20 protein-coding genes and 1 pseudogene are annotated in these 23,373 nt (G+C 66.3%); 10 read left to right on the top strand and 11 right to left on the bottom strand.

Annotated elements, in window-relative coordinates:
* Positions 1-166 precede the first annotated feature (166 nt).
* The gene (locus ACQY8M_RS21325) at positions 167-610 is read left to right on the top strand and encodes an ion channel (RefSeq protein WP_428659327.1); all 444 of its coding nucleotides are present in this window, start codon (positions 167-169) and stop codon (positions 608-610) included.
* A 41-nt stretch (positions 611-651) separates the two neighbouring features.
* Here the strand turns inward: ACQY8M_RS21325 and ACQY8M_RS21320 are convergent, their stop codons facing one another.
* The 3 genes from ACQY8M_RS21320 to ACQY8M_RS21310 form a co-directional block, all read right to left on the bottom strand.
* The gene (locus ACQY8M_RS21320; protein ID WP_428659325.1) at positions 652-1,377 is read right to left on the bottom strand and encodes an energy transducer TonB family protein; all 726 of its coding nucleotides are present in this window, start codon (positions 1,375-1,377) and stop codon (positions 652-654) included.
* A 109-nt stretch (positions 1,378-1,486) separates the two neighbouring features.
* Complete coding sequence (locus ACQY8M_RS21315; protein WP_428659323.1) at positions 1,487-2,068, bottom strand: terminase small subunit; 582 nt, start codon at positions 2,066-2,068, stop codon at positions 1,487-1,489.
* A complete protein-coding gene (locus ACQY8M_RS21310) occupies positions 2,065-2,238 on the bottom strand; it encodes a hypothetical protein (RefSeq protein ID WP_428659321.1) in 174 nt (57 codons plus the stop codon). The genes ACQY8M_RS21315 and ACQY8M_RS21310 overlap by 4 nt, the downstream gene beginning before the upstream one ends.
* Positions 2,239-2,729: 491 nt before the next feature.
* Here ACQY8M_RS21310 and ACQY8M_RS21305 point away from each other — a divergent pair, with 491 nt between their 5' ends.
* Genes ACQY8M_RS21305 through ACQY8M_RS21295 form a run of 3 tightly spaced genes read left to right on the top strand, consistent with a single transcriptional unit; the run spans position 2,730 to position 5,315 of the window.
* The gene (locus ACQY8M_RS21305; RefSeq protein ID WP_428659318.1) at positions 2,730-3,263 is read left to right on the top strand and encodes a MarR family winged helix-turn-helix transcriptional regulator; all 534 of its coding nucleotides are present in this window, start codon (positions 2,730-2,732) and stop codon (positions 3,261-3,263) included.
* 10 nt (positions 3,264-3,273) lie between these two features.
* A complete protein-coding gene (locus tag ACQY8M_RS21300; protein WP_428659315.1) occupies positions 3,274-4,305 on the top strand; it encodes a Bug family tripartite tricarboxylate transporter substrate binding protein in 1,032 nt (343 codons plus the stop codon).
* Positions 4,302-5,315 carry a methyltransferase gene (locus ACQY8M_RS21295; protein WP_428659312.1) on the top strand — a complete coding sequence of 338 codons (1,014 nt, stop codon included), beginning with the start codon at positions 4,302-4,304 and terminating at the stop codon, positions 5,313-5,315. Before ACQY8M_RS21300 ends, ACQY8M_RS21295 begins: the two co-directional genes overlap by 4 nt.
* 161 nt (positions 5,316-5,476) lie before the next feature.
* Here the strand turns inward: ACQY8M_RS21295 and ACQY8M_RS21290 are convergent, their stop codons facing one another.
* Positions 5,477-6,481 carry a Bug family tripartite tricarboxylate transporter substrate binding protein gene (locus tag ACQY8M_RS21290; protein WP_428659309.1) on the bottom strand — a complete coding sequence of 335 codons (1,005 nt, stop codon included), beginning with the start codon at positions 6,479-6,481 and terminating at the stop codon, positions 5,477-5,479.
* 123 nt (positions 6,482-6,604) lie between these two features.
* Between ACQY8M_RS21290 and ACQY8M_RS21285 the strand changes: the two genes are divergently transcribed.
* The 3 genes and pseudogenes from ACQY8M_RS21285 to ACQY8M_RS21275 form a co-directional block, all read left to right on the top strand.
* Positions 6,605-7,789 (top strand): FAD-dependent monooxygenase, encoded by a 1,185-nt coding sequence (locus tag ACQY8M_RS21285; protein ID WP_428659306.1) that lies wholly within the window; start codon positions 6,605-6,607, stop codon positions 7,787-7,789.
* A gap of 191 nt (positions 7,790-7,980) precedes the next feature.
* The gene (locus tag ACQY8M_RS21280; protein ID WP_428675428.1) at positions 7,981-8,652 is read left to right on the top strand and encodes an aspartate/glutamate racemase family protein; all 672 of its coding nucleotides are present in this window, start codon (positions 7,981-7,983) and stop codon (positions 8,650-8,652) included.
* A 177-nt stretch (positions 8,653-8,829) separates the two neighbouring features.
* Positions 8,830-8,931, top strand: a pseudogene (locus tag ACQY8M_RS21275) (hypothetical protein); the annotation flags it as partial.
* 133 nt (positions 8,932-9,064) lie between these two features.
* On the opposite strand, the gene ACQY8M_RS21270 reads toward ACQY8M_RS21275, so the two are convergent.
* From ACQY8M_RS21270 to ACQY8M_RS21250, 5 genes are all read right to left on the bottom strand, one after another.
* On the bottom strand, positions 9,065-10,003 hold the full coding sequence (locus ACQY8M_RS21270) for a DUF697 domain-containing protein (protein WP_428659303.1): 939 nt from the start codon (positions 10,001-10,003) through the stop codon (positions 9,065-9,067).
* A gap of 11 nt (positions 10,004-10,014) precedes the next feature.
* Positions 10,015-11,442, bottom strand: coding sequence for a YcjX family protein (locus ACQY8M_RS21265; protein WP_428659300.1), 1,428 nt, complete (start codon positions 11,440-11,442; stop codon positions 10,015-10,017).
* Between the two features lie 160 nt (positions 11,443-11,602).
* Positions 11,603-11,821, bottom strand: coding sequence for a dodecin (locus ACQY8M_RS21260; RefSeq protein WP_428659297.1), 219 nt, complete (start codon positions 11,819-11,821; stop codon positions 11,603-11,605).
* 251 nt (positions 11,822-12,072) lie between these two features.
* Entirely contained in the window at positions 12,073-16,005 is a 3,933-nt protein-coding gene (locus ACQY8M_RS21255) for a beta strand repeat-containing protein (protein ID WP_428659294.1), read from the bottom strand.
* Positions 16,006-16,201: 196 nt separating this feature from the next.
* The gene (locus tag ACQY8M_RS21250; protein WP_428659292.1) at positions 16,202-19,507 is read right to left on the bottom strand and encodes a hypothetical protein; all 3,306 of its coding nucleotides are present in this window, start codon (positions 19,505-19,507) and stop codon (positions 16,202-16,204) included.
* Positions 19,508-19,609: 102 nt separating this feature from the next.
* On the opposite strand from ACQY8M_RS21250, the gene ACQY8M_RS21245 reads away from it, so the two are divergent.
* Both ACQY8M_RS21245 and ACQY8M_RS21240 read left to right on the top strand, forming a co-directional pair.
* On the top strand, positions 19,610-19,801 hold the full coding sequence (locus ACQY8M_RS21245; RefSeq protein ID WP_428659289.1) for a hypothetical protein: 192 nt from the start codon (positions 19,610-19,612) through the stop codon (positions 19,799-19,801).
* A 435-nt stretch (positions 19,802-20,236) separates the two neighbouring features.
* Positions 20,237-20,386: a hypothetical protein gene (locus tag ACQY8M_RS21240; RefSeq protein WP_428659286.1), complete on the top strand. Its 150-nt coding sequence runs from the start codon at positions 20,237-20,239 to the stop codon at positions 20,384-20,386.
* A 416-nt stretch (positions 20,387-20,802) separates the two neighbouring features.
* Here the strand turns inward: ACQY8M_RS21240 and ACQY8M_RS21235 are convergent, their stop codons facing one another.
* Both ACQY8M_RS21235 and ACQY8M_RS21230 read right to left on the bottom strand, forming a co-directional pair.
* Positions 20,803-21,105, bottom strand: coding sequence for a hypothetical protein (locus ACQY8M_RS21235; protein WP_428659283.1), 303 nt, complete (start codon positions 21,103-21,105; stop codon positions 20,803-20,805).
* 153 nt (positions 21,106-21,258) lie between these two features.
* On the bottom strand, positions 21,259-22,311 hold the full coding sequence (locus tag ACQY8M_RS21230; protein WP_428659280.1) for a class I SAM-dependent methyltransferase: 1,053 nt from the start codon (positions 22,309-22,311) through the stop codon (positions 21,259-21,261).
* A gap of 392 nt (positions 22,312-22,703) precedes the next feature.
* Here ACQY8M_RS21230 and ACQY8M_RS21225 point away from each other — a divergent pair, with 392 nt between their 5' ends.
* Positions 22,704-23,357, top strand: a complete 654-nt coding sequence (locus ACQY8M_RS21225) for a peptidoglycan-binding domain-containing protein (protein ID WP_428659277.1) — start codon at positions 22,704-22,706, stop codon at positions 23,355-23,357.
* Positions 23,358-23,373: the final 16 nt, after the last annotated feature.

The following is a 23,373-nucleotide window of genomic DNA, read 5'->3' as shown; positions in this document are numbered from 1 at the left end:
CCGAACATCCCGAAGAGGATCAGCGCAACGCGCATCGCGATCCATCGTCACGCTGCGGAACAGGATCCTGATGTAGGCTCAATGCAGCTGGCCAGCCCCTCGTGCATCTCCGTAAAGAGCGCGGGTCTTGCCGGCTGCACGCCGGCAACCCATCGGGAGATCGATCATGGACGACGCCATAAGCCCTCTGCATTTTCTGCGCGGACTGGGCATGACTGGCGCAACGGTCATCATCCAGGCAGTCGCGCAAATGGCCTTGGCCCGTTTCATGGTCGCCGTGCCGCCTCCCAGGAGCATGGGACACCTCCACCCTCTGGGTGTCGTTTATGTCGTTGCCGCTGTCTTGATCCTGACGTTGGGCGTCACTGCACAAGTGCTGCTTTGGGCGGTGCTTTACTACTCGTGGGGCGATCTGGGCAGCTTCACCAACGCCGCCTATTTCTCGCTCGCCTCCTTCACCACCATCGGCGCTGCGGAACTCGTGCTCAGTCCCCAGCACCGCATCGTCGGCGCCACCGAAGCGGCGGTCGGCATGCTGATGTTCGGATGGTCGGCGGCATTGCTGTTCGACATCATTCAGGTCGTGCGCGGCAGACGCGACGCCGATTGAGAGCACCCGGGCGCCCGCCCGGCTGGCGGCAACCCCTTGAGTTATTTCCGGAGGGAGAACTGGACCGGGACGACGAGCAGCAGGGCCTCGCCGGGCTGGTCGGCCGGCAAGGGCGGCAAAGGGTCGGCGCGGCGCAGGAGGTCGAGGCCTTCGCGGTCGAGGCACTCGATAGTGCTGCCGCGCTCGATGCTGGCCGCGAGCACGCGCCCGTCCCTCGCCATGGTGAAGCGCACGTAAGTGACTCCCTCCTGGCGAGCGCGCTGCGCCTCCGGCGGATATCGCTTGTTCCGCTCGAGATGGCGCAGGAGCGCGCTCTTCCAGCTCAGCAGGGCCTGCGAATCCGGAAGCGGCGTCGGTTCCGCAGCCGGCGCGGTCGCGGCCTCGCCTGGGGACGCGATGGGAGGAGCCGACCGTTCGGAGGGCGGCTTGCGTTCGTGCTTCCTCTCTGCCGGAGCGACGGCACGGCGCGGCGCGACGGGCGGTCGTTGCACCGAAACGGTCGCCTTTGCCAACGGTGGAAATGTGACCGGCGGCGGTTCTTCCGGTTCGGGAATCACGTCCTCGAGCGCCGGCCCCGGGGGCGCCTGAACCACGGTCGGCTCGCTTGCGGCCGGAAGCGGCGCCAGTTCGACCAGGATGGCCGGCGGGTTGAGATCGGCATCGCGCGGGGGGACGTGGCTGGCCCAGTTGACGGCCACGGCCACCGCGCCAAGGTGCGCCGCGAGCGCCACGACAAGACTGCCGGACCAACCCAGAAACCGCCGCACCCGTGCCCTCCCCTTTGGTCAGGAGTTGCGGCAGCTATCCCCTTGCAACAGCTTGCTACCCTGGCATGATTGCGAATGATTCGCAATTGAATTTGCGGCGCTTCCTGCCTCACCCCTGGCGAGGACGCGGCGCGCTTCCCGGTAGATCGACGCCGGCTCCCTCGAGGAGCCGGCCGACCTTGTCGCGGACCCGGCGGACATCCTCGGGGCTCATCCCTTCGAAAAGGTTGACGTCTTGCGGCGACGGCGGCGGCGGCGGCTTCTGCGGCCACAGGCCGAAGTGCCGGCCGAGCAGCTCGAGCACCTTCAGCCGGTCGATGACCTTGCCGGCTTCGCCGCTCGGCTCGAAGCCCGACAGCGCCGCGGCTTCGTCGTCGCCCAGCTCGTGGACCTTCCTCGGTGCGCCGTCGGGGTGGAAAAACTTGCGCGGATCGGCGCGCGCGATCTTCACAAGCTGGGCCACCACCCAATCGGCCTCGGCCCGGGCGGCGGCCTCGGCCTGCTTGGCGACCGCCTCCTGCAGCTCGGCGATGCGCGCCTGGACCGCGCCATTCCGCATCAGGCGCCAGACGCTCGCCCGCAGGTTCGGGCTGGGCACGTAGCCGGCACGGACCGCCGCCGACCGGGCGTCGAGGTCCTTCACATACTCCTGGCAGAACCGCTCCTGATTCGGAAAACGAAGCGCGCTCATGGCAAGCTACTCCCCATCCGCCGACCCTTCAGGCGCCGCGACGCGCGCTTGCGCTGCAGGGTCTCGCGCGCCCGGCCGAGCTCCTCGCCGATCCGCACCTCCGTCCAGCCCGCCACCCCGAGCCGGCGCAAGGCGGCGATCTCGCCGGCCGACCTGCTGCGTCCGTTCATCGTCGGTCCTCCTCGCGCCAACGCCGCATGACATCGACGCGCACGTCGGCCGATCGCTCGCAGATCGTCGCTGCAGTCCGGGAGCAGAATGTCGACGGTCGTCCGCGCTTCGCCATGGCCACCGATATGGGGAAACTGTAACTCTGCGGATCAACTGGAAACTCGGGCGTCGCCGTGAGCGCAACCGCTCGACGGCAGGATCTACCTCGGCATTTCGGTAGACGGTGGTTGCGGTGCCGTCGCTTCGAGAACAATCCGCCCGGATGGGGGCTACCTCATCGCCCTGGAAACCCAGTGACTGCAGCCAAGCCGTTAAACCGGGCCGGCGCACTTTCGGCCACGTGGCTCGACCCGCCCCCGACCGGTCAGCGCGCAGCCCCGGTTCAATTCGGCAGCGACGCCTCGCCGCGATCCCGGCCAGCCGCCGACCGATACGTTCGCAGTTTAGTTAATTTACTAAACAAATCGATGAAACCGTGCCACGCTCGGGCATGACCAGATCACCAGCCGTCCGTGTTCCGGAACGTCACCGGGTCCCGGCCCATCTCGCCCGGCGCTTCCATCAGGTCTGTCTCGGCATCACCGCGGAGGTGACCGAACGAGCCGGTCTGACGCCGGTCGAGTTCGCTGTGATCACCGCGCTCGAAGATGCGCCGGGCATCGACCAGGGCAGCCTGGCGGCGCGTCTGGGGATCGACGCGGTGAGCGCTCATCACCTCGTCCACCGCCTCGCCGCCGCCGATTACATCGAGCGCCAGGTCAGTCCGAAAGACCGGCGCGCACGCGCCTTGCGCCTGACGGCGCGAGGCCAGGCCTTGCGCGACCGTTTGCGCGCGGACGGACGCGCTTCGCAGGAACGCATCCTGGCGCCACTCGCGCAAAAGGAGCGAAAGCTCTTCATCGAGATGCTGACCCGCCTCGTCGAAGCGCACGAGGCTTATGCCCGCCCCGGCAATGGCCGCCGCCGCCCGCCTCGCACCGCGTCCCCTATTACCCCGCCGAACCGCCCCATCGTCACCGACTGAGGAGGAAGACATGAAACCGTCTGCGACGCGTTCGATCTCCGTGGGCCTTGCTCGATACGTGCCGACGAGGCGCGCGATTTTCGAGGCGGCGCTGGGAGCCGCTCTCTCAGCACCTTTGGCCGGCGCCCCTGCCGTCGCGGAGACAGCCTGGCCCACGCGGACGGTGCGACTCGTCACCCTCGCCGCGCCCGGCGCCGGCACCGATGCCGTGGCGCGCACGCTTGCCGACGCCCTCAGCCGCCGCTGGCAACAGCCGGTCGTCGTCGATAACCGCCCGGGCGGCGAGGGCATCGTCTCGATCGAGACGTTCCTGGCAGCGCGTGACGGAAACCACACGCTTCTCTTCAATCCCGCCGGCGTGTGGACGGCACTGCATCTGATCCACGAAAACCTTTCCTTCGATACCGTCCGCGAGCTGATCCCGCTCACCCTCGTCGTGCAGGATTTCCTCGCGCTCGCCGCCTCGCCCCATCTCAGCGCGGTGACGCTGGCCGACATCGTCGAAACAGCCCGCGCCCGACCCGGCGCTCTTACCTGGGCGTGCGCGCCTAGCGTGCCCTACCTGGCCTTCACCTCCTTCCTGAAAGCCACCGGTCTGGAGCTCACCTACGTCCCCTACCGCAATCCCATCGCCTCGCTGCTCGATCTCGCCGAGGGCCGCGTCGACCTCGCCTTTCTACCGCTCTCCCCTCTGGTCGGGCCGGCGCAGGCAGGGAAACTCCGGCTCATCGCGGTTGCCAGCGACGAACGGGCACCACTCGCCTCCAATGTGCCGACGGCGGCAGAAGCCGGCTTCCCGCTATTGTCCGTCTTTGGCGGTCATTGCCTGTTCGCGCCGAAGGAGATGCCCGAGGCCTTGCGGACGCGGATTGCGGCGGACGTGCGCGCGACCACAGCTCAGGGCGACGTCGCGCGACGGCTGCTGGCAATGGGCTACATTCCCCGCACCGACTCGCCCCAGGAGCTTGCCGCCTTCCTGGAGCGCGAGCGGAAGCGGTGGACAGAAGTGGCGCAGCGGTATGGCGCGAAGCCGGCCCAATGAGCGACACGCGCCCACCGGCCCAAGTGCTCGCCGGCCTTATTGCCGGCGCCTGGCTTGCCCAGGCGCTGGCCGTGGTAGCCAAGCTCCGCATTGCCGATCTGCTGAATGCCGGTCCCCTGACGCCGGCCGAGATTGCAACCGCGACGGACACCGACGCCGCCGCGATGTACCGCGTGCTGCGGGCGCTGGCTAGCGCGGGCGTTTTCGCCGAAGACGAAAGCGGGCGCTTCGACCTCACGCCGCTGGCGGGGCCGCTGCGCGCCGACGCCGGTGATTCCATTCGTGCCTATGCCGAAATGGCGGGTGAGCGCTGGGTATGGCAGTCGTTCGGCGCCCTCGGGCACAGCCTGAGCACCGGCACGCCGGCCTTCGATCAGGTTTTTGGCGCCCCCTTGTTCGACTACTACGCGGCGCATCCAGAGGCCGCCCGCGTCTCGGCCGAGGGCTTGTATAGCGTGGGCCGCGGGCAGGACGCCGCCGTCGTTTCCGCCTATGACTTCAGCGGCGCCGGCACGGTGGTGGACGTCGGTGGCGGCCAGGGCGGGTTGCTGGCCGCCATCCTCGCCGCAAATCCACGAGCCAGCGGCATCTTGCTCGATCTTCCCCACGTGGCGGCCATGGCCAGGCGGTCCGTCGAGGCAGCCGGCCTGTCGACCCGTTGCCGCGTCGAGGCAGGCGACTTCTTCAGCGAAGTCCCCGCGTGGGGCGACATCTACCTCCTGCGCAAGGTGCTCCATGACTGGGACGACGAAAGCGCGCGGCGCATCCTGCGCGCCTGCCGTTCGGCCATGACCGAAGGGTCGCGGTTGCTCGTCCTGGAAATGGTGGTCCCGGCGGGCAACGCGCCGGCGTATGCCAAGCTGCTCGATTTGCTGATGCTGGTTTATGCGGGAGGACGCGAGCGCACCGAAGCGGAGTATCGAGGTCTGCTGATGTCGGCGGGATTCTCGACGAAGCGCATCATGCCCACGGCTTCCGCGATCAGCATCATCGAGGCGACTGCGGTTTAGACACAAGTCCGACGACACGCTGTCCGGAGTGGCCGGCGAGAACCGCGCGGGCATGCCCGCGATGCCGAGGCGATAGCCATGGTTGATGCGAGCGAACAGAGTGAGCGGCGCATTTCACTCTCGCGCATACCTCCAGTGATTGTGCGGGAATGTCGGGCCCGTCACTGAATCTCAATGTTCGCTGCCTTGATCACCGCATGCCATCGATCGACCTCATCCTGCATGTATTTCGAAGTCTTCTCGATCGAGCCTCCAAAATATTCGCCAGACAGCTTCTTGAGGAGATCCTGCAATGCAGGCTGGTGCAGAGCCTCGTTCACATCTGCATTGATCTTGTCGACGATGTCCCGAGGGGTCTTCGGAGGCGCGACGATGGCAAACCAGGCGACCGCCTCAAAACCAGGCAGCGTTTCAGCTATGGTTGGCACGTCAGGGAGGGCTGCAACCCGACGGGCCGAAGCCACCGCCAACAACTTGAGCTTGCCGGAAGCAACCAGCGGCAGCGAGACTCCGAGGTTGTCGAACATCAGATCGACATCCCCGGCCAGCAGCCCCTGCAACGCCGGAGCCGACCCGCGATAGGGAATGTGGCGCAGCTTGACCTTTGCCATCAACTGGAAGAGCTCGGACGTAAGATGCGACGTCGTTCCGCTTCCTTGCGTCGCGGCAGTGATCCTGTCGGGATTATTCTTCAGGTATTCTATCAACTCGCTCAGATTCGAGGACTTTACATTGTTGGGATTGACGATGAGCGCGTTCGGCACCATGGCCATCACAATAATCGGTTCGAACTTGAGCGGATCAAACGCCAGGTCGCGATAGAGATTTTGATTGATCACGAGCGGCGGCGGCGGTGACGAGAGCAATGTGTAGCCGTCCGGGAGTGAGCGAAAGGCCTGTTCTGCGCCGATGTTGCCCGCAGCCCCGGTGCGGTTCTCGATGACGACGGGCTGGCCCCATTTGCGCGACAACCAATCAGCAACCGCCCGTGGCAGCACGTCGGCTGTTCCTCCGGCGGGGAATGGCACGATAATTCTTACGGTTCGCTCGGGATAGCCATCGGCGAGCGCCGGGCTTTCGAAACCACCGGTTGCCGCGAGGCAAAGCGCAAGTCCGATCGCGATTCGGCGCACAAGAATTTGGCCTCGACTCGATGTCTTGCCCATGCGAACTCCTTCGGTGTCTCCGGCGTTCTGGCGCGTTGCAAGGGCGACACTCTTCCACTCTGTGCGAAGATACAACGCGTTTATCCGGTCCGATGACAAGCCAGTGCCGTTCAGGAGCTTGAAATGACCGAAAAGCGACTGAAGGTCGTGATCGTCGGCGGTGGGATCGGCGGGTTGTTCGCTGCGAACGCACTGATCACTCGTGGGATTCAGGTTTCGGTGTATGAGCAGGCCCCTGAGCTGGGTGAGGTAGGCGCGGGAGTTTTCCTGACGCCGAACAGCATACGCCAGCTTCAAAGGGTGAACCTCGGCCCGGCAGTAGAAAAGGTTGGGGCCAGGGTCGGATTTGGCTCTCAATATATGCGTCACAACGGAGTCCCGATTGCGCCCGTACAGGTAACGGACTCGGTGGGTTGGAACGCAGCGTTCGGAATGCACCGCGCCGACCTTGTCGAAATCCTGGCCGCCGCGCTGCCGAGGGACATCGTGCACACGGGCCACCGCTGCACCGGCTATGAGCAGAGCGCCGATGTGGCCTGCGCATCGTTTGCCAACGGGGCCGTTGCGGAAGGAGATGTCGTCATCGCCGCGGATGGCATCCACTCGGAGCTTCGCCACGAGGTAACGCCTCCTTCTCATCCGGTCTTCTCGGGGTCCGTGGCATACCGTGGAGTCATCCCGCACGATCGCATTCCTGGCTGGCCAAACGAGTCCTGGTTGATGTGGCTCGGCAAAGGCAAGCACTTCCTGACTTTCCCGCTCCGTGCCGGGCAATTGATCAACTACGTCGGCTTCGTACCGGCGGACGAAGAGATGAGGGAATCCTGGTCGGCGCCGGGCGATCCCGACCTGCTTCGCCGCGAGTTTTCCGGCTGGGACCCGCGGATCGGATTATTGCTGGATCAGGTTTCGGCGACGTTCCGTTGGGCTCTGTATGACCGCGAGCCACTGCCGACCTGGAGTCGGGGTCGCCTGACACTGCTCGGCGATGCGGCACATCCAATGCTGCCTCATCTCGGACAGGGAGCGAACCAGTCGATAGAGGATGGAATGGCTCTTGCGACGATCCTCGCGCGCGCGAACCGGAAGACAGTTGCGACGGCTCTGCTGGCTTACGAAGGTCTCCGCCGCGAGCGGGTTGGTTCAATTCAGCGGGGCGCCCGCGAGAACGGCCTCAGATACGACTCTGCCAACCCGGACCTGGGCGTCAGGGATGCCCAGATCGCTGCCCATGCCGCTTTTCGACGTCGGCTCTACGACCATGACGTGGTTCCGGAAGCGGAAGCCGCCGCACTCGCTCTCGGATAAGGTTCGTGCCGAGGATATCGGCGGGATTTTCCCGCGCGTGAGCTGGTGGCCAAAAACCTGACGCCTGGCACCCGCGCCAACCGCTGCCTTGGGTGGAATAAGGCCTTGCCTCCCCGCTACGGCTCGTTCCTCATGCCCGGCGCTGAAGGGAGAATGACGTGTCGCAGAAGGTCATCGGCTTGATCGGTGGGATGAGCTGGGAAAGCTCGGCCGAGTATTATCGGATCATCAATCAGGCCGTCCGGGCTCGCCTGGGCGGCTTGCGCTCGGCCCGATGCCTGATGTGGTCCTTCGATTTCGGAGAAATCGAGGCGTTGCAGCATGCCGGACGCTGGGACGATGCCACTGCCGAGATGATCGCGGCCGCGCAACGCCTGGAGCGCGGCGGCGCGGACTTCGTGGTGATCTGCACCAACACGATGCACCGGATGGCCGATCAGGTTCAGGCGGCCATAGGGCTGCCGCTGCTGCATATCGCCGATCCGACGGCGGAGCGGATCAGGAGCGCCGGGCTGAGGAAGGTTGGCTTGCTGGGAACCGCCTTCACCATGGAGCAAGACTTCTACAAGGGACGGCTCGTGGACCGGCACGGGCTGGACGTGCTGGTGCCGGCCGAGGACGACCGCGCCCTGGTGCACCGGGTGATCTACGAGGAACTGGTCCAGGGCCGGACAGAGCCGTCCTCGCGCCAGGCCTACCGCGAGGTGATCGCCGGGCTGGTGGAGCGCGGAGCGGAGGCCGTCATCCTGGGCTGCACCGAGATCATGCTGCTGGTGCGGCCCGAGGACAGCGCGGTGCCGCTGTTCGACACGACGGCTCTCCATGCCGAGGCCGCCGTTGATCTGGCCGTTGCAGGAGCCTGACGGGTCCCGGCCCTCTGGCCGGTAGAGCGGCACGATCTGCAAGCGTCGAGTGTCGGGTTTGGGTCGAGAGCAGCCGAGGGGCCCAAGCGAGCGCTGCTGCGCGAGACGGGCACGCCCTATGCCGCTTTGGGATTGGGCGAAAGCGCGCGGCGCATCCTGCGCGCCTGCCGTTCGGCGATGACCGAAGGGTCGCTGCTGCTCGTCCTGGAGATGGTGGTCCCGGCGGGCAACGCGCCGGAGTACGCCAAGCTGCTCGATTTGCTGATGCTGGTTTATGCGGGAGGACGCGAGCGCACCGAAGCGGAGTATCGAAACCTGCTGATGTCGGCGGACTTCTCGACGAAGCGCATCATGCCCACGGCCTCCGCGATCAGCATCATGGGGGCGATTCGGTTTGGACACACGCCACCATTCACCTCTCCTGCACCGGCAGCGGCCGTATCTCCGCCTTGGCGAGCGCACCGAGCGCGAACATGCGGCGGGCGACGACCAGCGCCTCGCCGGCGGTGCCGGCCACGGCGGCGGCGATCCGGTCGTGGGCGGCCTGCATGGCGAAGTCCACGACCGTGCTCATGACCGCGGCCGAGGAGGCGGTGAGTATGGAATGGGTGAGCACGCGCCACAGGCTCCGCGCGCTGTGGCGCAGCCCGTAGATCGACATCAGGTCGCGGACCAGCGCGATGCTCACGGCGATCACGACGAGGGCGTCGAGCGACGGGTGCGGACAGGTCGACACGCCGACGACGGCCCGGATCGCCGCGCGCTGGATCCGCTCGTCGGCCTCGCGATCCATCGGCGCGAAGACCTCGCGATTGAGCAGTTCGATGACGTCCCGGTCCGTGTGGTGCGGCTGCAGCGCGGTCGACGCCGCGCGCAGCCTGCCCAGCACGATCGCATTGTCGGCGTAGAGCGCCTGCAGGGCGGCCAGCAGGCGGGTGCCGCTGCCGGCACTGTCCAGCCGGGCGAGCTGGCTCGCCATCTCGCGCGCCCGCTCGGCCGACTTGAGCTTGCGAAGGGCCTGCGTCTGCCGCGCCAGCAGGGTGACGATCGCGCCCACCAGAACGACCAGCGCCAGCAGCAGCAGCATGTCGAAGACGCTGCCCTGCCGAAAGGCGTTGTCCGCGAAGGTGACGGCCGCATTGCCGACGACCAGCAGCAGGATCACGGCCGAGGCGCCGAGCGCGAGCCACGCCGCGAGGCTCGTGCGCTTGCCGGCGCCGGGACGGTCGCCACCCGGGTCCCTTCCCTGGCCTGCTTCGAGCCGGGAGGGCGTATCAGCTGCGGGCAGCTCGCCCGGCCGGAATTCCAGGTCGACGAGTCTCCTCGATTGATCGGCCGCGGATGCGGACATGGCGGACACCTTTACGCGATGAGGAACTGGAGGATCTTGTCCAGATTGATATGGGGCAGCGGGCGCGCGTAGGGAGTCCCCAGGCGCGGCGGCGCGAACTGCCGGATGTTGAACTCCATCGATGTCCAGAAGAAGTCCGCCGCCGCCGGGATCTGGCCGGGGATCACGCCCGGGCGGACCTCGATCGCCGCGCCGCCCTGTCCCCCGTCCCGTCCTTCCGGCACGCCGAGCAGGAAGGGCAGCGCCTCGCCCTGCCATTTGCGCATGACCTGCGTCGTCGCCCGCAGCGAGGCGGCGGCGAACAGGCCGGACTGGCGCGCATTGGCCTGCACGAAGGGCTCGCCGATCATGTCGCGCAGCAGGCCGATCATGTTGTTCATCTGGTCGGCGGTGACATGGTCGGCCTTGGTCGCGACCAGCGCCAGCCGATCCACGCCGCCGAGCGAGAGCGCTTTCAGGATCGGGTTCTCGAGCGCCTCGAAGGCGTCGGTGAGGCTCTGCGTCGCGAGCGCGAGATCGGCAAAGGACTCGCGGCCGTTCTGCAGCGCCGTCAGCAGATCGACGAGGACCACCTGCCGGCGCAGCCGCCCGAACACCTGGCCGTAGAAGCGGCGCACGAGCTTCCGATAGGCCTCGTAGCGCGCGACCAGTGCCGCGCCATTGCTGCCGGCCTTCGATGCCCTGATCCTGCCGAGCGGGAAGAAGACCGGGCCCCGCTCCGTATCGTCGCCCGCGCCGGCGAGGAAGCGGCCGGGCTGCACGAAATGGAGATGCCGCTCGGACCGGCAGCGGCGGATATACTCCAGATAGAGCGCGCCGATCCGCTGCAGGGCGGCCGGGTCTTCCGGCGCGTCGGGATCGAGCCTCCTCGCCTCCTCCAGCCATGCCCAGGAGAGGTCGGACCGGCCGCCCGCGTTCGCCAGCTCCTCCATCCGGGCGGACCATTCCTGATAGGACTGGGTCAGCATCGGCAGGTCGAGCAGCCATTCGCCGGGATAGTCGATCAGGTCGAGATCGACGGTCGCCGTCGAGAAGAGCATCCGGGTCAGCCCGCCCGGCGGCGTGTAGCGGATGCGGACCCGGACCCCGGTGAGCCCGGTCGTGGGGGCCGGCCACTTCGGAGGCTCGCCCAGCAGCTCGTCGAGCCGCGCGCGATAGGGAAACGGCGGGATGCCCGGGATGTCCTCCACGGTCACGCCCTGCACCTGCCCGCGCCACGGAAAGAACGGGAAGTCCGCCACCGGGGCGTCCGCCGCCTGCAGCAGCGCGTGCACGAACGAGGTCACGAAGACGGTCTTGCCCGCGCGCTGCAGCCCGGTCACGGCGATGCGATGGGTGTCGTGGTTCAGGGTCAGCAAGCCGGGGATGTCGGCAAGCGCCGCCCCGATCGCATCGATCGACGCGCCCGCAAGGTCGGTCAGTCGCTGCAGCGGCGTCATCGCTCAGGCGCGTTCGGAGTCGGAGGCACGGGACATCTGTCCAGTATAGCGCGCCGATCGCCGAGCTCGAACGCGTTCAGTTTCCCTCCCCGCTTGCGGGGGAGGTGGCGCGGTCATCCGCGATGGAGAGCGTGTGACCGTCCACCCGCCACCTCCGGCATCAAGCCTTCGGTTCGTATCGCAAGCCCAGCTTGAGAGTGACCTGGTAACTCGCGACCTTGTTGTCGCGAATGCTCCCTCGCACGTCCACCACCTCGAACCAGTCGAGATTGCGCAGGGAGCGCGATGCCGTCGCGATCGCTGACTCTATGGCGTCGGTGACGGACTTGCTCGAGCTGCCGACCACTTCGCTCTTCACGTACGTCTGGTTGGTCGCCATCGAAGTCTCCTTCCGTGTGAAGCCTCTTGCCGGGGACGCTCTTCGCTTGCACCGAAGAGTGATCCTCTGCACCGGGGTGTCAAGATCGGAGCGCAACGACACCAACGTCGTTCACCTGGAACGCCTCAGACCGACGAGACGCGCTCCTCGTCATCCGGAGCGCTTGTGCGAAGGGCAGGCGCATCGATGCCGCGTCCCTTCCCGAGGGCAGCATCGACCACGCGGCGCGACCGGCGGCAACATGAGCGCCGCTAAACCACCTTGAAGTCGCCCGCCGACAGGGCGAGGCCGGGGGCGAGCGTTGCGAAGGTCGTCGCGGTTCCCGCGCCGGTGCCGTCGGCATCGTACAACAGGGCGCCGGTCGCCGCGTTGTAGATGATCCGGTCGCTCGCATCGTGGGCCGCGGTGCCGGTGAAGAACGCGCTGGCAGCCAGCGGACCGACGGCGCCCGCCTGCGTGAAGACCGAAAGGCTGAGTGCCACCTTGTCGGCACCGGGCGCGAAGTCCGTGATGCTGGTCACGTTGCCGACCACGAGGGGCTGGTTGAACAGGAAGGTGTCGTTGCCCGCACCACCGACCAGCTGGTCGCTCCCGCCGCCGCCGGACAAGGTGTCGTCACCGCTGCCGCCGTCGATCCGGTTGGCGCCGCTGTTGCCCGACAGGACGTCGTTGAAGTTCGAGCCCGACAGATTCTCGATCGAGCTGTAGGTATCGCCCAGGGCATCGCCGGTGTTGAGGGCCGAATTGGCGAGCGAGACCGTCAGCCCGCCCGCACTGGCGTAAGACGCCATATCCAGGCCCGCTCCGCCGAGCAACTGGTCGGCTCCGGCGCCGCCATCGAGCGTATCGTCGCCGCTGTTGCCCGAAAGGCTGTCGTTGCCGGCGCGCCCGTCGAAGCGCTCGTTGCCGGCTCCTCCGACGATCGAATCGTTGAAGTTGCTGCCCGTGATCCAGAAGACATTGGTGAAGGTATCGGTCGCCGTGTTGCTGCCGTAGGTGGCAGTGACCGTTCCGGAACCGTTACCGGTCATGGTTGCAGTGATGCCGCTGCTGGCAGTGGAGTAGAAGAGACGCGTGTTGCCGTTGCCGATCACGGTATCGGCGCCGCCCTGGCCAAGGAACTGGTTGAAGGTGCCCTCGGAGCCGGCATTAGCGCTGGAGCCGGAGAAGCCGGTCGCGTCGTAGATGTCGTCTCCTTCGGAGCCCCGGATCTGCTCGATCGACTCGAGCGTATCGCTGCCGATGATCGAGCCTGCAACGCGTCCGACCACCGTTCCGGCGGCGAGATTGACGGCAATGGCGTCGGGACGGCCGTCATATTCGACCTGGTCGGCACCGCCCCCGCCACGGAATACGTCGTTGCCGCCGCGCGCGCCGTCGAAGATGTCCTGGGCCGACGATCCGTTGAAGGTGTCGTTGTAGATCGAGCCGACATAGCGGATGACGCCGCCGGTCAGCGTGTCGGTGCCGACGCCGCCGCCGGTCACCGTTCCCGTGCCCGGAGCGGTCAGCGTAACCGTCACCGACGAGGTCGCGTCCTGGTAATCGATCTCGGTGTTGCCGTTGCCGGTGATCGTGTCGTTGCCGCCGCCACCGCGGATGTACTGATAGGGGTTGGTGCCGGACGCGAAGTCGCCCGCCGCCTGCGACGCCGTGGTGTAGCCCGTCGCGTCGAAGACGTCGTTGAACTGCGTGCCGAACACGCCCTCGACGCCGATGAGCTGGTCGGTGCCGATGATGGCGGCCTGGCCGGTGACCGTGCCGGCCGCCCAGTTCACCGTGATGCCCTGGGTGAGGCCGGGCACGCCCGGGTTGGTGTAGTCGGCGATATCGACCGTGCCATCGAACTTCGATGCCGTGCTGTTGCCGTAGAAGGTGTCGTTGCCGGGACCGCCGAAGAAACGGTCGCTGCCTCCATTGCCGATAAGGGTATTGTCGCCGGTGGTGCCGATCAGCACGTCGGCGAATCCCGAACCGATCAGGCCTTCGATGGAACTGTAGGTATCGCCGGCCGCCTCACCGGTGTTGATCGCCGAATTGGCGAGCGACACCGTTATGCCGCCGGTCGCGTTCGAGTAGGACGCCATGTCGGTGCCCGCGCCACCGTTGAGGGTGTCCGCTCCGCCGCCGCCCTGAAGCTGATTGTCGCCGCTGTTGCCGATCAGGGTGTCGGCGTAAATCGAGCCGGAGATCGCCTCGATGGAGATGTAGGTATCGCCGACCGCTTCGCCGGTGTTGACCGATGGAATGGCCAGCGAGACCGTCACACCGACGGAGGAATCGGCGTACGACGCATAGTCGAAGCCGGCGCCGCCGTCGAGCGTGTCCGTCCCGCCATTGCCGCGCAGCGTGTTGTTGCCCGAATCGCCGGTCAGCACGTCATTGAAATCAGATCCCGCGAGCCGCTCGATGGAGATATAGGTGTCGCCGGCCGCGTCGCCGGTATTGATCGAGGGATTGGCGAGCGAGGCCGTCACGCCGCTGGTGGAGATCGAATAGGAGGCGTAGTCGAAGCCGTCACCGCCGTTGAGGATGTCGGCGCCGCCGGCGCCGACCAGGAAATTGTTGTTGGCGTTGCCGATCAGCGTGTCGTTGAAAGCCGAGCCCGTGAGGCTCTCGATCGAGATGAAGGTGTCGCCCGCTGCCTCGCCGGTATTGGCGGAGCTATCGGCCAACGACACCGTCAACGCGGTCGTGGACGCGAAGTACGACGCCGTGTCGGTGCCCGCGCCGCCGTCGAGGATGTCCGCGCCCAGGCCGCCGCGCAGCGAGTTGTTGCCGCCGTCGCCGATCAGCGTGTCGTTGAAGGCCGAGCCGGCCAGCCGCTCGATCGAGATATAGGTATCGCCCGCCGCCTCGCCGGTATTGGCCGACGGGTTCGCCAGCGACGCGACGACGGCGGCCGACGCGTTGATGTAGGAGGCATAGTCGGCGCCGTCGCCGCCGTCCAGGACGTCGGCGCCGACGCCACCGATCAACGTGTCGTTGCCGGCCTCGCCGTCCAGTGTGTCGTTGCCGGTCCCGCCGGTCAGGACATTGTTGCCCGAATTGCCGGTCAGCGTGTTGGCCAGCGTGTTGCCGGTGCCGTCGATGTTGGCGCTGCCGGTCAAGGTCAGCATCTCGACGTACTGGCCCGACAGGCTGTAGCTGACCGTGCTGAAGACCTGGTCGGTCCCCGCGTTGTTCGCCTCGATCGTCTTGTCGCCGGCGTTGTCGACATAGTAGGTGTCGTCGCCCGCGCCGCCCGCCATCGTGTCCGCGCCGGTTCCGCCGTTCAGGACGTTCTTGCCCGCGTTGCCGGTCAACGTGTTGGCCAGCGTGTTTCCGGTGGCGTCGATGTTCGCGCTGCCGGTCAAGGTCAGCTTCTCGACGTACTGGCCCGACAGGCTGTAGCTGACCGTGCTGACGACCTGATCGGTCCCCGCGTTGTTCGCCTCGACCGCCTTGTCGCCGGCGCTGTCGACGTAATAGGTGTCGTCGCCCGCGCCGCCCGTCATCGTGTCCGCGCCGGTTCCGCCGTTCAGGACGTTGTTGCCCGCGTTGCCGGTCAACGTGTTGGCCAGCGTGTTGCCGGTGCCGTTGATGTTGCCGCTGCCGGTCAGGGTCAGCTTCTCGATATACTGGCCGGTCAGGTTGTACGTGACCGCACTGAAGACCTGGTCGGTCCCCGCGTTGTTCGCCTCGATTGCAGTGTCGCCCACGGCGTCGACATAATAGGTGTCGTCGCCCGCGCCGCCTTTCATGGTGTCCGCGCCGGCCCCGCCGTTCAGGGCGTTGTTGCCCGAGTTGCCGGTCAAGGCATTGGCCAGCGTGTTGCCGGTGCCGTTGATGTTACCGCTGCCGGTCAAGGTCAGCTTCTCGATATACTGGCCGGTCAGGTTGTAGCTGACCGTGCTGAAGACCTGATCGGTCCCCGCGCCGTTCGCCTCGATCGCCTTGTCGCCGGCGTTGTCGACGTAATAGGTGTCGTCGCCTGCGCCACCCGTCATCGTGTCCGCGCCGGTGCCACCGTCGATCACATCATTGCCGTCGTCGCCAAAAATGGTGTCATCGCCGCCGAGCCCGCTGATCGCGTCATCGCCGGTCGTCACCCCCGTCACGTCCGCGAATCCTGCCGGTACAACCTTCCCGTCACGGAACCGATGGATGAAGTCCTTTCCCGCGCCGCCCGTTACCGTTGCCATCGTTCCCCTCCGGATTAGCCCATTTCATGCCACGGTAACCGATGGACGGGTCCGGCCTGTCACTCATTTGGGTGATTGACAAACTATTCGGAGACAACTTCAGCGTGCGGCTCTCGCGTTCGACTTCGACGCCGCGGGCGCGTCGAACGCCTGGAGCGGCCGTTCCACTTGAACCGCGAGCCCGCCGATGCTCGCCCTAAGCGATGGAGAAGTCGGCGTTGGTCAAGGCGAGGCCCGCGGTGAGCTTGGCGAACTGGATCGCCCCGCCGGCGGCGTTGCCGTTGCTGTCGTAGAACAGCTTGCCGGTGTCGGTCTCGTAGATGATGCGGTCGCTGGCATCCTGGGCCGTGCCGCTGGCGTTGGCGGCGAACTGGGCGAGGCTCAGCGTCCCGGTGCCCGCGATGGCCGTGAAGACCGCATTGTCGAGCTGGATCGTATCCGCGGCGACGTTGTAGTCGGTGATCGTGTCGATGTTGGACGCGCCGAGGACACTTCTGAAAACGAATACATCGGCGCCGAGCCCGCCGGTCAGCACGTCCGAACCCGTTCCGCCATTGAGGAAGTTGCGACCGGCGTTGCCGACGAGCGCGTTGTCGAGCGAGTTGCCGGTGCCGCTGATGGTGCCGCTGCCGGTCAGGGTCAGCCGTTCGATGTACTGGCCGGTCAGGTTGAAGCTGACGGAGCTGTTGACCTGGTCCGTTCCTTCGCCGTTTTTTTCGACCACGATGTCGCCGGCATTGTCGACGATGTAGGTGTCGTTGCCCACAGCGCCCGCCATCGTGTCCGCGCCGGTCTTGCCATCGAGGACGTTGTTGCCGGCATTGCCGGTCAGGGTGTTGGCGAGCGAGTTGCCGGTGGCGTTGATGCTGGCGCTGCCGGTCAGGGTCAGCCGTTCGATGTACTGGCCGGTCAGGTTGAAGCTGACGGAGCTGTTGACCAGGTCCGTTCCTTCACCGTTTTTCTCGGCCACGACGTCGCCGGCATTGTCGAGCGTGTAAGTGTCGTTGCCGGCGCCGCCGGTCATCGTGTCCGCGCCCGTCTTGCCGTCGAGGACGTTGTTGGCCGCATTGCCGGTGAGCACGTTGGCGAGCGAGTTGCCGCTGGCGTTGATGCTGGCGCTGCCGGTCAGGGTCAGCCGCTCGATGTACTGGCCCGTCAGGTCGAAGCTGACGGAGCTGTTGACCAGGTCCGTTCCTCCGCCGTTTTTTTCGACCGCGATGTCGCCGGCATTGTCGACGATGTAGGTGTCGCTGCCGGCGCCGCCCGCCATTGTGTCCGCGCCCGCCCCGCCGTCGAGGACGTTGTTGCCCGCGTTGCCGGTCAGGGTGTTGGCCAGCGTGTTGCCGGTGCCGTTGATATTGGCACTACCCGTCAGGGTCAGCCGCTCGATGTACTGCCCGGCCAGGCCGAAGCTGACGGAGCTGTTGACCAGGTCCGTTCCTTCGCCGTTCTTTTCGATCGCCTTGTCGCCGGCATTGTCGACCGTGTAGCTGTCGCTGCCCGCGCCCCCGGTCATCACGTCTGCGCCGGTGCCGCCGTCGAGGGTGTCGTTGCCGCCATTTCCCGTCAGGGAATCGTTCCCGCCGACGCCAAGGATGCGTTCACCGAAGTTCGAGCCCACGAGGCTTTCGCCCGAGGTGCTGCCGACGATGTCCCAGCCCCGTTGCACGAAGCCGGCGGCCGGGCTGAAGTTGATCGCGGTGAACTCAGCCGGGCGAACGCCTTCGAGCACGATCAAGCTGGCATAGGCTCGGCCGGCCCCGGGGTCGGTGTCGATCTGCAGCTCCGTGGTATCGGTGCCGGACTGCACCAGGCGAAGCAGGCCGCTGGCGAAGGCGTCCGCCTGGTCCAGCGGCGACAGGAACGACAGGTCGATGACATCTCCTCCCACGCCTGCCTTGAAATCGGTGACCACGTCATAGACGCCGGTCGCGGCCAGACGATAGGTATCGCGCCCGCTGCCGCCGGTCAGCCTGTCGCGCAGCGCGCCCGCCGAGACCAGCATGAAGATGTCGTCGCCGCCATCGCCATAAATGCGGTCGCCGCCATCCCCGCCCCCCGATATATCGTCGCCATAGAGCGTGTCATTGCCATCGCCGCCGCGCAGCGTGTCATTGCCGGAGCCGCCAACCAGCACGTCGTCCCCGGCCCGGCCATTCAGCTGGTCGTTGCCGGCCAGGCCCAGCAGGTCATTGGCGGCGGCACTGCCGTGCAGCGTATCGCCCTGGGCGGTGCCCGCGGCGTCCTCGATCCCGGACAGGGTGTCCGTGCCGTCGCCGGTCGCGGTGCCGGCCTCCAGATCGACGATAACGCCGGTGCCAGGATCATAGCTGGCGTCGCTGAAGCGAGCCATGTCGGTGCCGTCGCCGCCGGCCAGGGCGTCGTCGCCCTGCTGGCCCAACAGGGTATCGTCGCCCCCCGCGCCTTCCAGCACGTCATTGCCGGCCGCGCCGGCCAGGCGATTGGCCTCGGCGTTGCCGGTGAAACGGTCCGCCCCCGAGCCGCCTTCGAGCGCCTCGATACCGATCAGCTGGTTGCCGGTGTAACTGTCATACCCCGTGGCCAGCGAAATGGTGACGCCCGTGACGAACCAAAGCGGGTACCCGGCGAAGGAGACCGTGTCGAACCCCGCGCCGCCGTCGAACACATCCGCGCCGACGGCACTGTCGATCAGCTTGTCGTCGCCGGCGCCCCCACGCAGGATATTGATGCCCGCCCCGCCATCCAGCGTGTCATTGCCGTCTTCGCCCCGGAGCGCGTCGTCGCCGTTGGCGCCGTTGAGCAGGTCATTGCCGGCATTGCCGAGCAGGACGTCCGCAAGGTCGCCGCCGTTGCGGACATCATTGCCGGTCGTGCCCTCATCGTAGATGCCGTCATCGAGCTGGTCGATCTGCGTCGCGGCCTCGCGGATCTGGGCTAGCCCCAGGATATCAAAGGCTTTCTGGCGTCCCATCGCTATGGCATCGGCGACACTGCCGTTGAAGTTGCCAAACGTCAGCCCGGAGCCAAAGATTGGGTCGTTTACGTATTCTGCCCACGTCGGTTGCCGTTCCGTCTGGCTGATGACGACACCATAAAGGGTCCGCTCGACCGTCTCGAAGGTTACCCAGTAGTTGCCGGGCGCGTTTTTATAGACGGTGGTCGTCGTGCGGTCAGTAAAGAGGCCTATCCGATCGGTAGTGACGGTGATATCCGGCCCGGGATTGGGCATATTGGCGATAGAGGTGGCAATGGCGTTGAGCAGCTCGGCGGTTCTCTGGATGTCCGGGGAGTATGCGCGCGCCGCGAAGGCCCCGTCATCCAGTTCCCGTGCGACGCGCAACCGGAGCCCCAACAGATACATCATCGGGCCGATCAGCTGCTGGGCCTGGTCGGGACGGGCAGTAGCGAGGGCATTGATATTGATCAGCGCCTGCGCGGAATTGGTGCGCGCATTGTCGAGGTCGCCCTGCGAACCAGTCAGGCGGTAGCTTTGCAAGTTGCGGATCGAGGTGTCGCCCAATGCATAGGCGGAGGCGATCTCGTTGAGCAGGAGCGCCTCCTGCGTCTGCCCGATCGCCTCCAGGATGGTGCGGCCCATGTCGGTCAGGTTGTAGAGCGAGCTTTGGATATCGGCGAGCCTGCCATTGATCTGAGCGAATTCCTGATCGAAATCGACTTCGCTCTTCCCGCCGCCGAACCAGCCCTTGATCGTATTGATCGTGCTGACCCCAGCCGCGACGACGCCGATGACAGTGACCGGATCCACCATGGCAAGCTCCCTGACTGCTGCGATCAAGCTTATAAGATTGCATAGAGAACGACATCATTCTACCGTGGGCTGTCCCTGCCGCTCGGTGAATCTGCCGCCGATTTCAGCGGAGAGGATGCGGGTGCCCTCCGAACCGATGTGATGCTAGGCGGCATCGCCGGACCACGCATCACCCGATCGGGTGAGCCAGGACATTTTCACCCAGCTCAACCCATCGCCAACCCGACCACGGCTCAGATGGCACTCCCGCACCCCCTGTGCCGCAAGCATCGTCCTCGGACGCTACCCGGACGCGAAGACGCCATGATGCTGGCCGAGAAGAGCTGGACGCCACGGGGCTGATGCGTCGATGTTCCGCTCCGCCTTTCTCCGCCCACCGATCTCACGCGCCTGACCGGTCGGGATGTTGAGCGGGCGCCGGAAAGGGCGAACGACAACGAACGGCAGGGGCGATATCGTGCCCGCATGTACAGGGCTCTGGTGATCGGCGCCATTTTCACCGTCGTGGTGGGCGTGCCTGCCGTCGTGTGGATTACGAAGCTGATTCGTCCGCCGAAGCCGGAAGAAGAGGCGATCCACCGTGGCGTCGAGGAGGCACGAAGGCGGATGGACCGAACCCGCTATTGGTAGCGGCAAGGCGCACACGAGCAAGCACCGCGCGGCTCGATTCCGGGTTGGATGGGCTGCTACCCAATAGCGGACAATGGCGATATCAGACAGCAACCAAAGCTGAGAGTTTTGGAACGTTCGGTTGCGCCGCGATATCTCGAACTTCCGCCGGCCCGAGCGGGCCGCCTGGTAACCCGGCGCGTGCTCGCCGAAAGCGTGCGGCCCGTCGTGATGCCGGACATGAGTCATGGTCATGCCGCTGGGAGCGCGGCTCTCCAGAGCCGCTCAAATCCATTGGTTGCACCATTCCATGAGCGCCTCTGGAGAGCCGCGCTCCCAGCGAAGGCAGCATCGATCACGCGGCGGGACCGACCGGCCCTTTGCGGCGGGAATGACCGGTCAGTCTCGGCGTGTACGCGCCGCTCGACGGCAGAAGCCTAGAATTTGAGATCGTCGAAAAGGCCGGTTTCCAGCAGGACGTTGCCGGCTTTGGGCAATTCCTCGTTCCATTGCCTGGATTCGGGTGTGGCGCGCACCGTATCGCGTGCCTTCCCAAATGCGGCGAGGTCGGCAAACTCGATGGCAAAAACCCATTGCCCGACGTTCGGACCGAGCATGACCGTGAACGCGCGCGCGTTGGTCGCGCCGGCCTTCGTCCAGACCTCGATGGCGACCTTGCCCCACTTGCGGCCGACCTCCTGGTTCGCGATCTTCCAGCGGGCCGTGAGAATCACTGCCATGGCGTCTCTCCTCCGGATGTGCGCCTGGTGCGCGGTTGACTGGGTAACGGGCGGAACGCGTGCGCGACTAAGACCTGGCGTGAAAGCGGCGAGCAACCGACGCGTTACGCAAAGCTGCGCGGGAAAAGCCGGTCGACAGCGAACGCGGGACCGTCAGGGCCGCGCTTCGAGGATCATGTTGAAAGGCGTTTCCGTGGCGCGCCGGACCTGCGTGAAGCCGCCTCTGGAAATCATCTCACGCAGCTTCGCCTCTCCCGCCTGGGCGCCGAGCGCCGCGCCGACCTCCTGGGAAAGGGACGTCGGCACACAGATCATCGTCGAGGCGGAATAGTAAAGGCGCCCCACGGGGTTCAGATTGTCCTCGAGGCGATCGCGGGCCAACGGCTCGACGATCATCCAGCTGCCGTCCGGCTTCAACGCCCGGCGCACGTGCGCGGCGGCGCCCGCGGGGTCGCCCATGTCGTGCAGGCAGTCGAAGAAGGTCACCAGGTCGTAGCCGCGGCCCGTGAACTCCTTGGCCTTGGCCACCTCGAAGCGGACGTTGCCGGCTCCGTGTTGCCTCGCATGCTCCCGCGCCGCGTCGATCGACCCTTCATGAAAGTCGAAGCCGGTGAACTGCGAGTTGGGGAAAGCCTCCGCCATGATGATGGTCGACAGCCCATGACCGCAGCCGACATCGGCCACCGTTGCGCCGGCGCGCAGCTTGTCGACGACGCCGTCGAGTGCGGGCAACCATTGGGCAACCAGGTTGGCGCGATAGCCCGGCCGGAAAAAACGGGCGGTCGCGCAGAAGCAGCAGGCGGCCTGGTCGCCCCACTGCACACCACCGCCGGTCTTGAACGCTTCCTGGACCCTGGACTGGCTTTGCAGCATTGCCGCCGCGGCATCGAAGGCTCCCATGAGGAAGACCGGGCTGTCTTCGTCCGCGAACACCATGGCTTGCTCCGCGGGCAAGCTGAACGTCCCGGTAGCCTTGTCGTAGGCGACGTACCCGGATGCCGCCTGGGCGGCCAACCATTCGCGAACATACCGTTCGGCGGTGCCGGTTGCCGCCGCCAGCCCGGCGGGCGTCAGCGGTCCCTTGTCATGAAGCGCCTTGTAGAGCCCCAGTGAATCACCCACGCGCACGAGCGCAATGCTCATTGCTCCACCCAGATCACCAAGCATACGCCCCATCAACTCGCCGAGCTTGGCTTCATTGATCATCGTGACCTCCCGTATGGGCAAATCGGATTCGTTCAATGGCTCCTGGCTGCATCTCCTGCATAAGAGAGAATATTCATGGTCGGTCTATCTGGGGCGTTTGGCAACCGCGCATTTGCCGGACAGAGGCTGTTTTCCCACGTCGATCCAAAGCCGCCTCTTGCGCATCGGCGTGGCCGGGCGATCAACTCCAGTTTGAAGGGATCGATATTCGACAAGCCACATTGGACTTCCAACGTGAGCTTCAAACACCCTCCGACGCCCCCGCTTCGCGCCATCGTGTCCGGTTGGAGGCGCGAATTCCGGAGCGCCGCCGCAGGGCACGTGCTTGAACGCCGCTCCGGCCGCCGGTAGCGTCCATGGCTGGAGTTCGGGGGATAGAGTAAAGCAATCACATGGCGACAGCTTCCGGCGATGCGACTGGCACACGCAAGCCCGTCATGGCGTACGTGGCCTACGCTGTCGTATTGAGCTTGCTCGGCGGGGCCGGCGTCGCGTTCTGGGCACGGGACAGGGACAGGCCTCCGATCCTGCCTGCAGGCGACCGTGCGTCGCCGCCCGCCCCTACCCCCGCCCCTGCGCCTGCCGCGCCACCGGCGCCGGTCGAGCCGTCGCGCGCCGCTCAGGGGCTGAAGCTGCCGCCGCGTCCGGCGGCGCCCGCTGCGACCGCGCCGGTCGCGCGGAACCCTGGGCCGCCTCCGGTCCCGATCCCCTCGCCGTCACCGATACCGGCAGCGGCACCCTCGCCACCAGCCGTTGCGGGCGTCAGCGATCCGCCCGCCGCGCCCGGCGAGAAGCCCGCACCGGCAAAGTCGAAGTGCACGGTCGACGGGACCTGGCCGGCCGAGAAGACGGAACAGGGCAAGGCCATCCAGGGCATGCTGCGCGATCTCGGCCTCTACGAGGGAACCGTCTACGGCACGGTCGGACCGGCGACTCGCGCGGCGATCCGCAAGTTCCAGGTTTCCGCCGGCGATGCCGAAACCGGCGAGCCCGATCAGGCGCTGTTCGAATCGCTCAGAAGGAAGTGTGCGGCGCCCTCGCCCTGACGGCGAGACGCCCAAG

The organism is Reyranella sp. (assembly GCF_965279465.1).
Classification (GTDB): Bacteria; Pseudomonadota; Alphaproteobacteria; order Reyranellales; family Reyranellaceae; genus Reyranella.
This window is presented reverse-complemented; position numbering and strand designations above follow the sequence as displayed.

Coding starts and splice junctions, on each gene's coding strand:
- ACQY8M_RS21260 (WP_428659297.1), bottom strand. CDS start 11,821: ATGGCGACCAACCAGACGTACGTGAAGAGCGAAGTGGTCGGCAGCTCG.
- ACQY8M_RS21270 (WP_428659303.1), bottom strand. CDS start 10,003: ATGTCCGCATCCGCGGCCGATCAATCGAGGAGACTCGTCGACCTGGAA.
- ACQY8M_RS21235 (WP_428659283.1), bottom strand. CDS start 21,105: ATGGCAGTGATTCTCACGGCCCGCTGGAAGATCGCGAACCAGGAGGTC.
- ACQY8M_RS21255 (WP_428659294.1), bottom strand. CDS start 16,005: ATGGCAACGGTAACGGGCGGCGCGGGAAAGGACTTCATCCATCGGTTC.
- ACQY8M_RS21310 (WP_428659321.1), bottom strand. CDS start 2,238: ATGAACGGACGCAGCAGGTCGGCCGGCGAGATCGCCGCCTTGCGCCGG.
- ACQY8M_RS21290 (WP_428659309.1), bottom strand. CDS start 6,481: ATGGGCAAGACATCGAGTCGAGGCCAAATTCTTGTGCGCCGAATCGCG.
- ACQY8M_RS21315 (WP_428659323.1), bottom strand. CDS start 2,068: ATGAGCGCGCTTCGTTTTCCGAATCAGGAGCGGTTCTGCCAGGAGTAT.
- ACQY8M_RS21285 (WP_428659306.1), top strand. CDS start 6,605: ATGACCGAAAAGCGACTGAAGGTCGTGATCGTCGGCGGTGGGATCGGC.
- ACQY8M_RS21300 (WP_428659315.1), top strand. CDS start 3,274: ATGAAACCGTCTGCGACGCGTTCGATCTCCGTGGGCCTTGCTCGATAC.
- ACQY8M_RS21295 (WP_428659312.1), top strand. CDS start 4,302: ATGAGCGACACGCGCCCACCGGCCCAAGTGCTCGCCGGCCTTATTGCC.
- ACQY8M_RS21280 (WP_428675428.1), top strand. CDS start 7,981: ATGAGCTGGGAAAGCTCGGCCGAGTATTATCGGATCATCAATCAGGCC.
- ACQY8M_RS21230 (WP_428659280.1), bottom strand. CDS start 22,311: ATGATCAATGAAGCCAAGCTCGGCGAGTTGATGGGGCGTATGCTTGGT.
- ACQY8M_RS21225 (WP_428659277.1), top strand. CDS start 22,704: ATGGCGACAGCTTCCGGCGATGCGACTGGCACACGCAAGCCCGTCATG.
- ACQY8M_RS21305 (WP_428659318.1), top strand. CDS start 2,730: ATGACCAGATCACCAGCCGTCCGTGTTCCGGAACGTCACCGGGTCCCG.
- ACQY8M_RS21325 (WP_428659327.1), top strand. CDS start 167: ATGGACGACGCCATAAGCCCTCTGCATTTTCTGCGCGGACTGGGCATG.
- ACQY8M_RS21265 (WP_428659300.1), bottom strand. CDS start 11,442: ATGACGCCGCTGCAGCGACTGACCGACCTTGCGGGCGCGTCGATCGAT.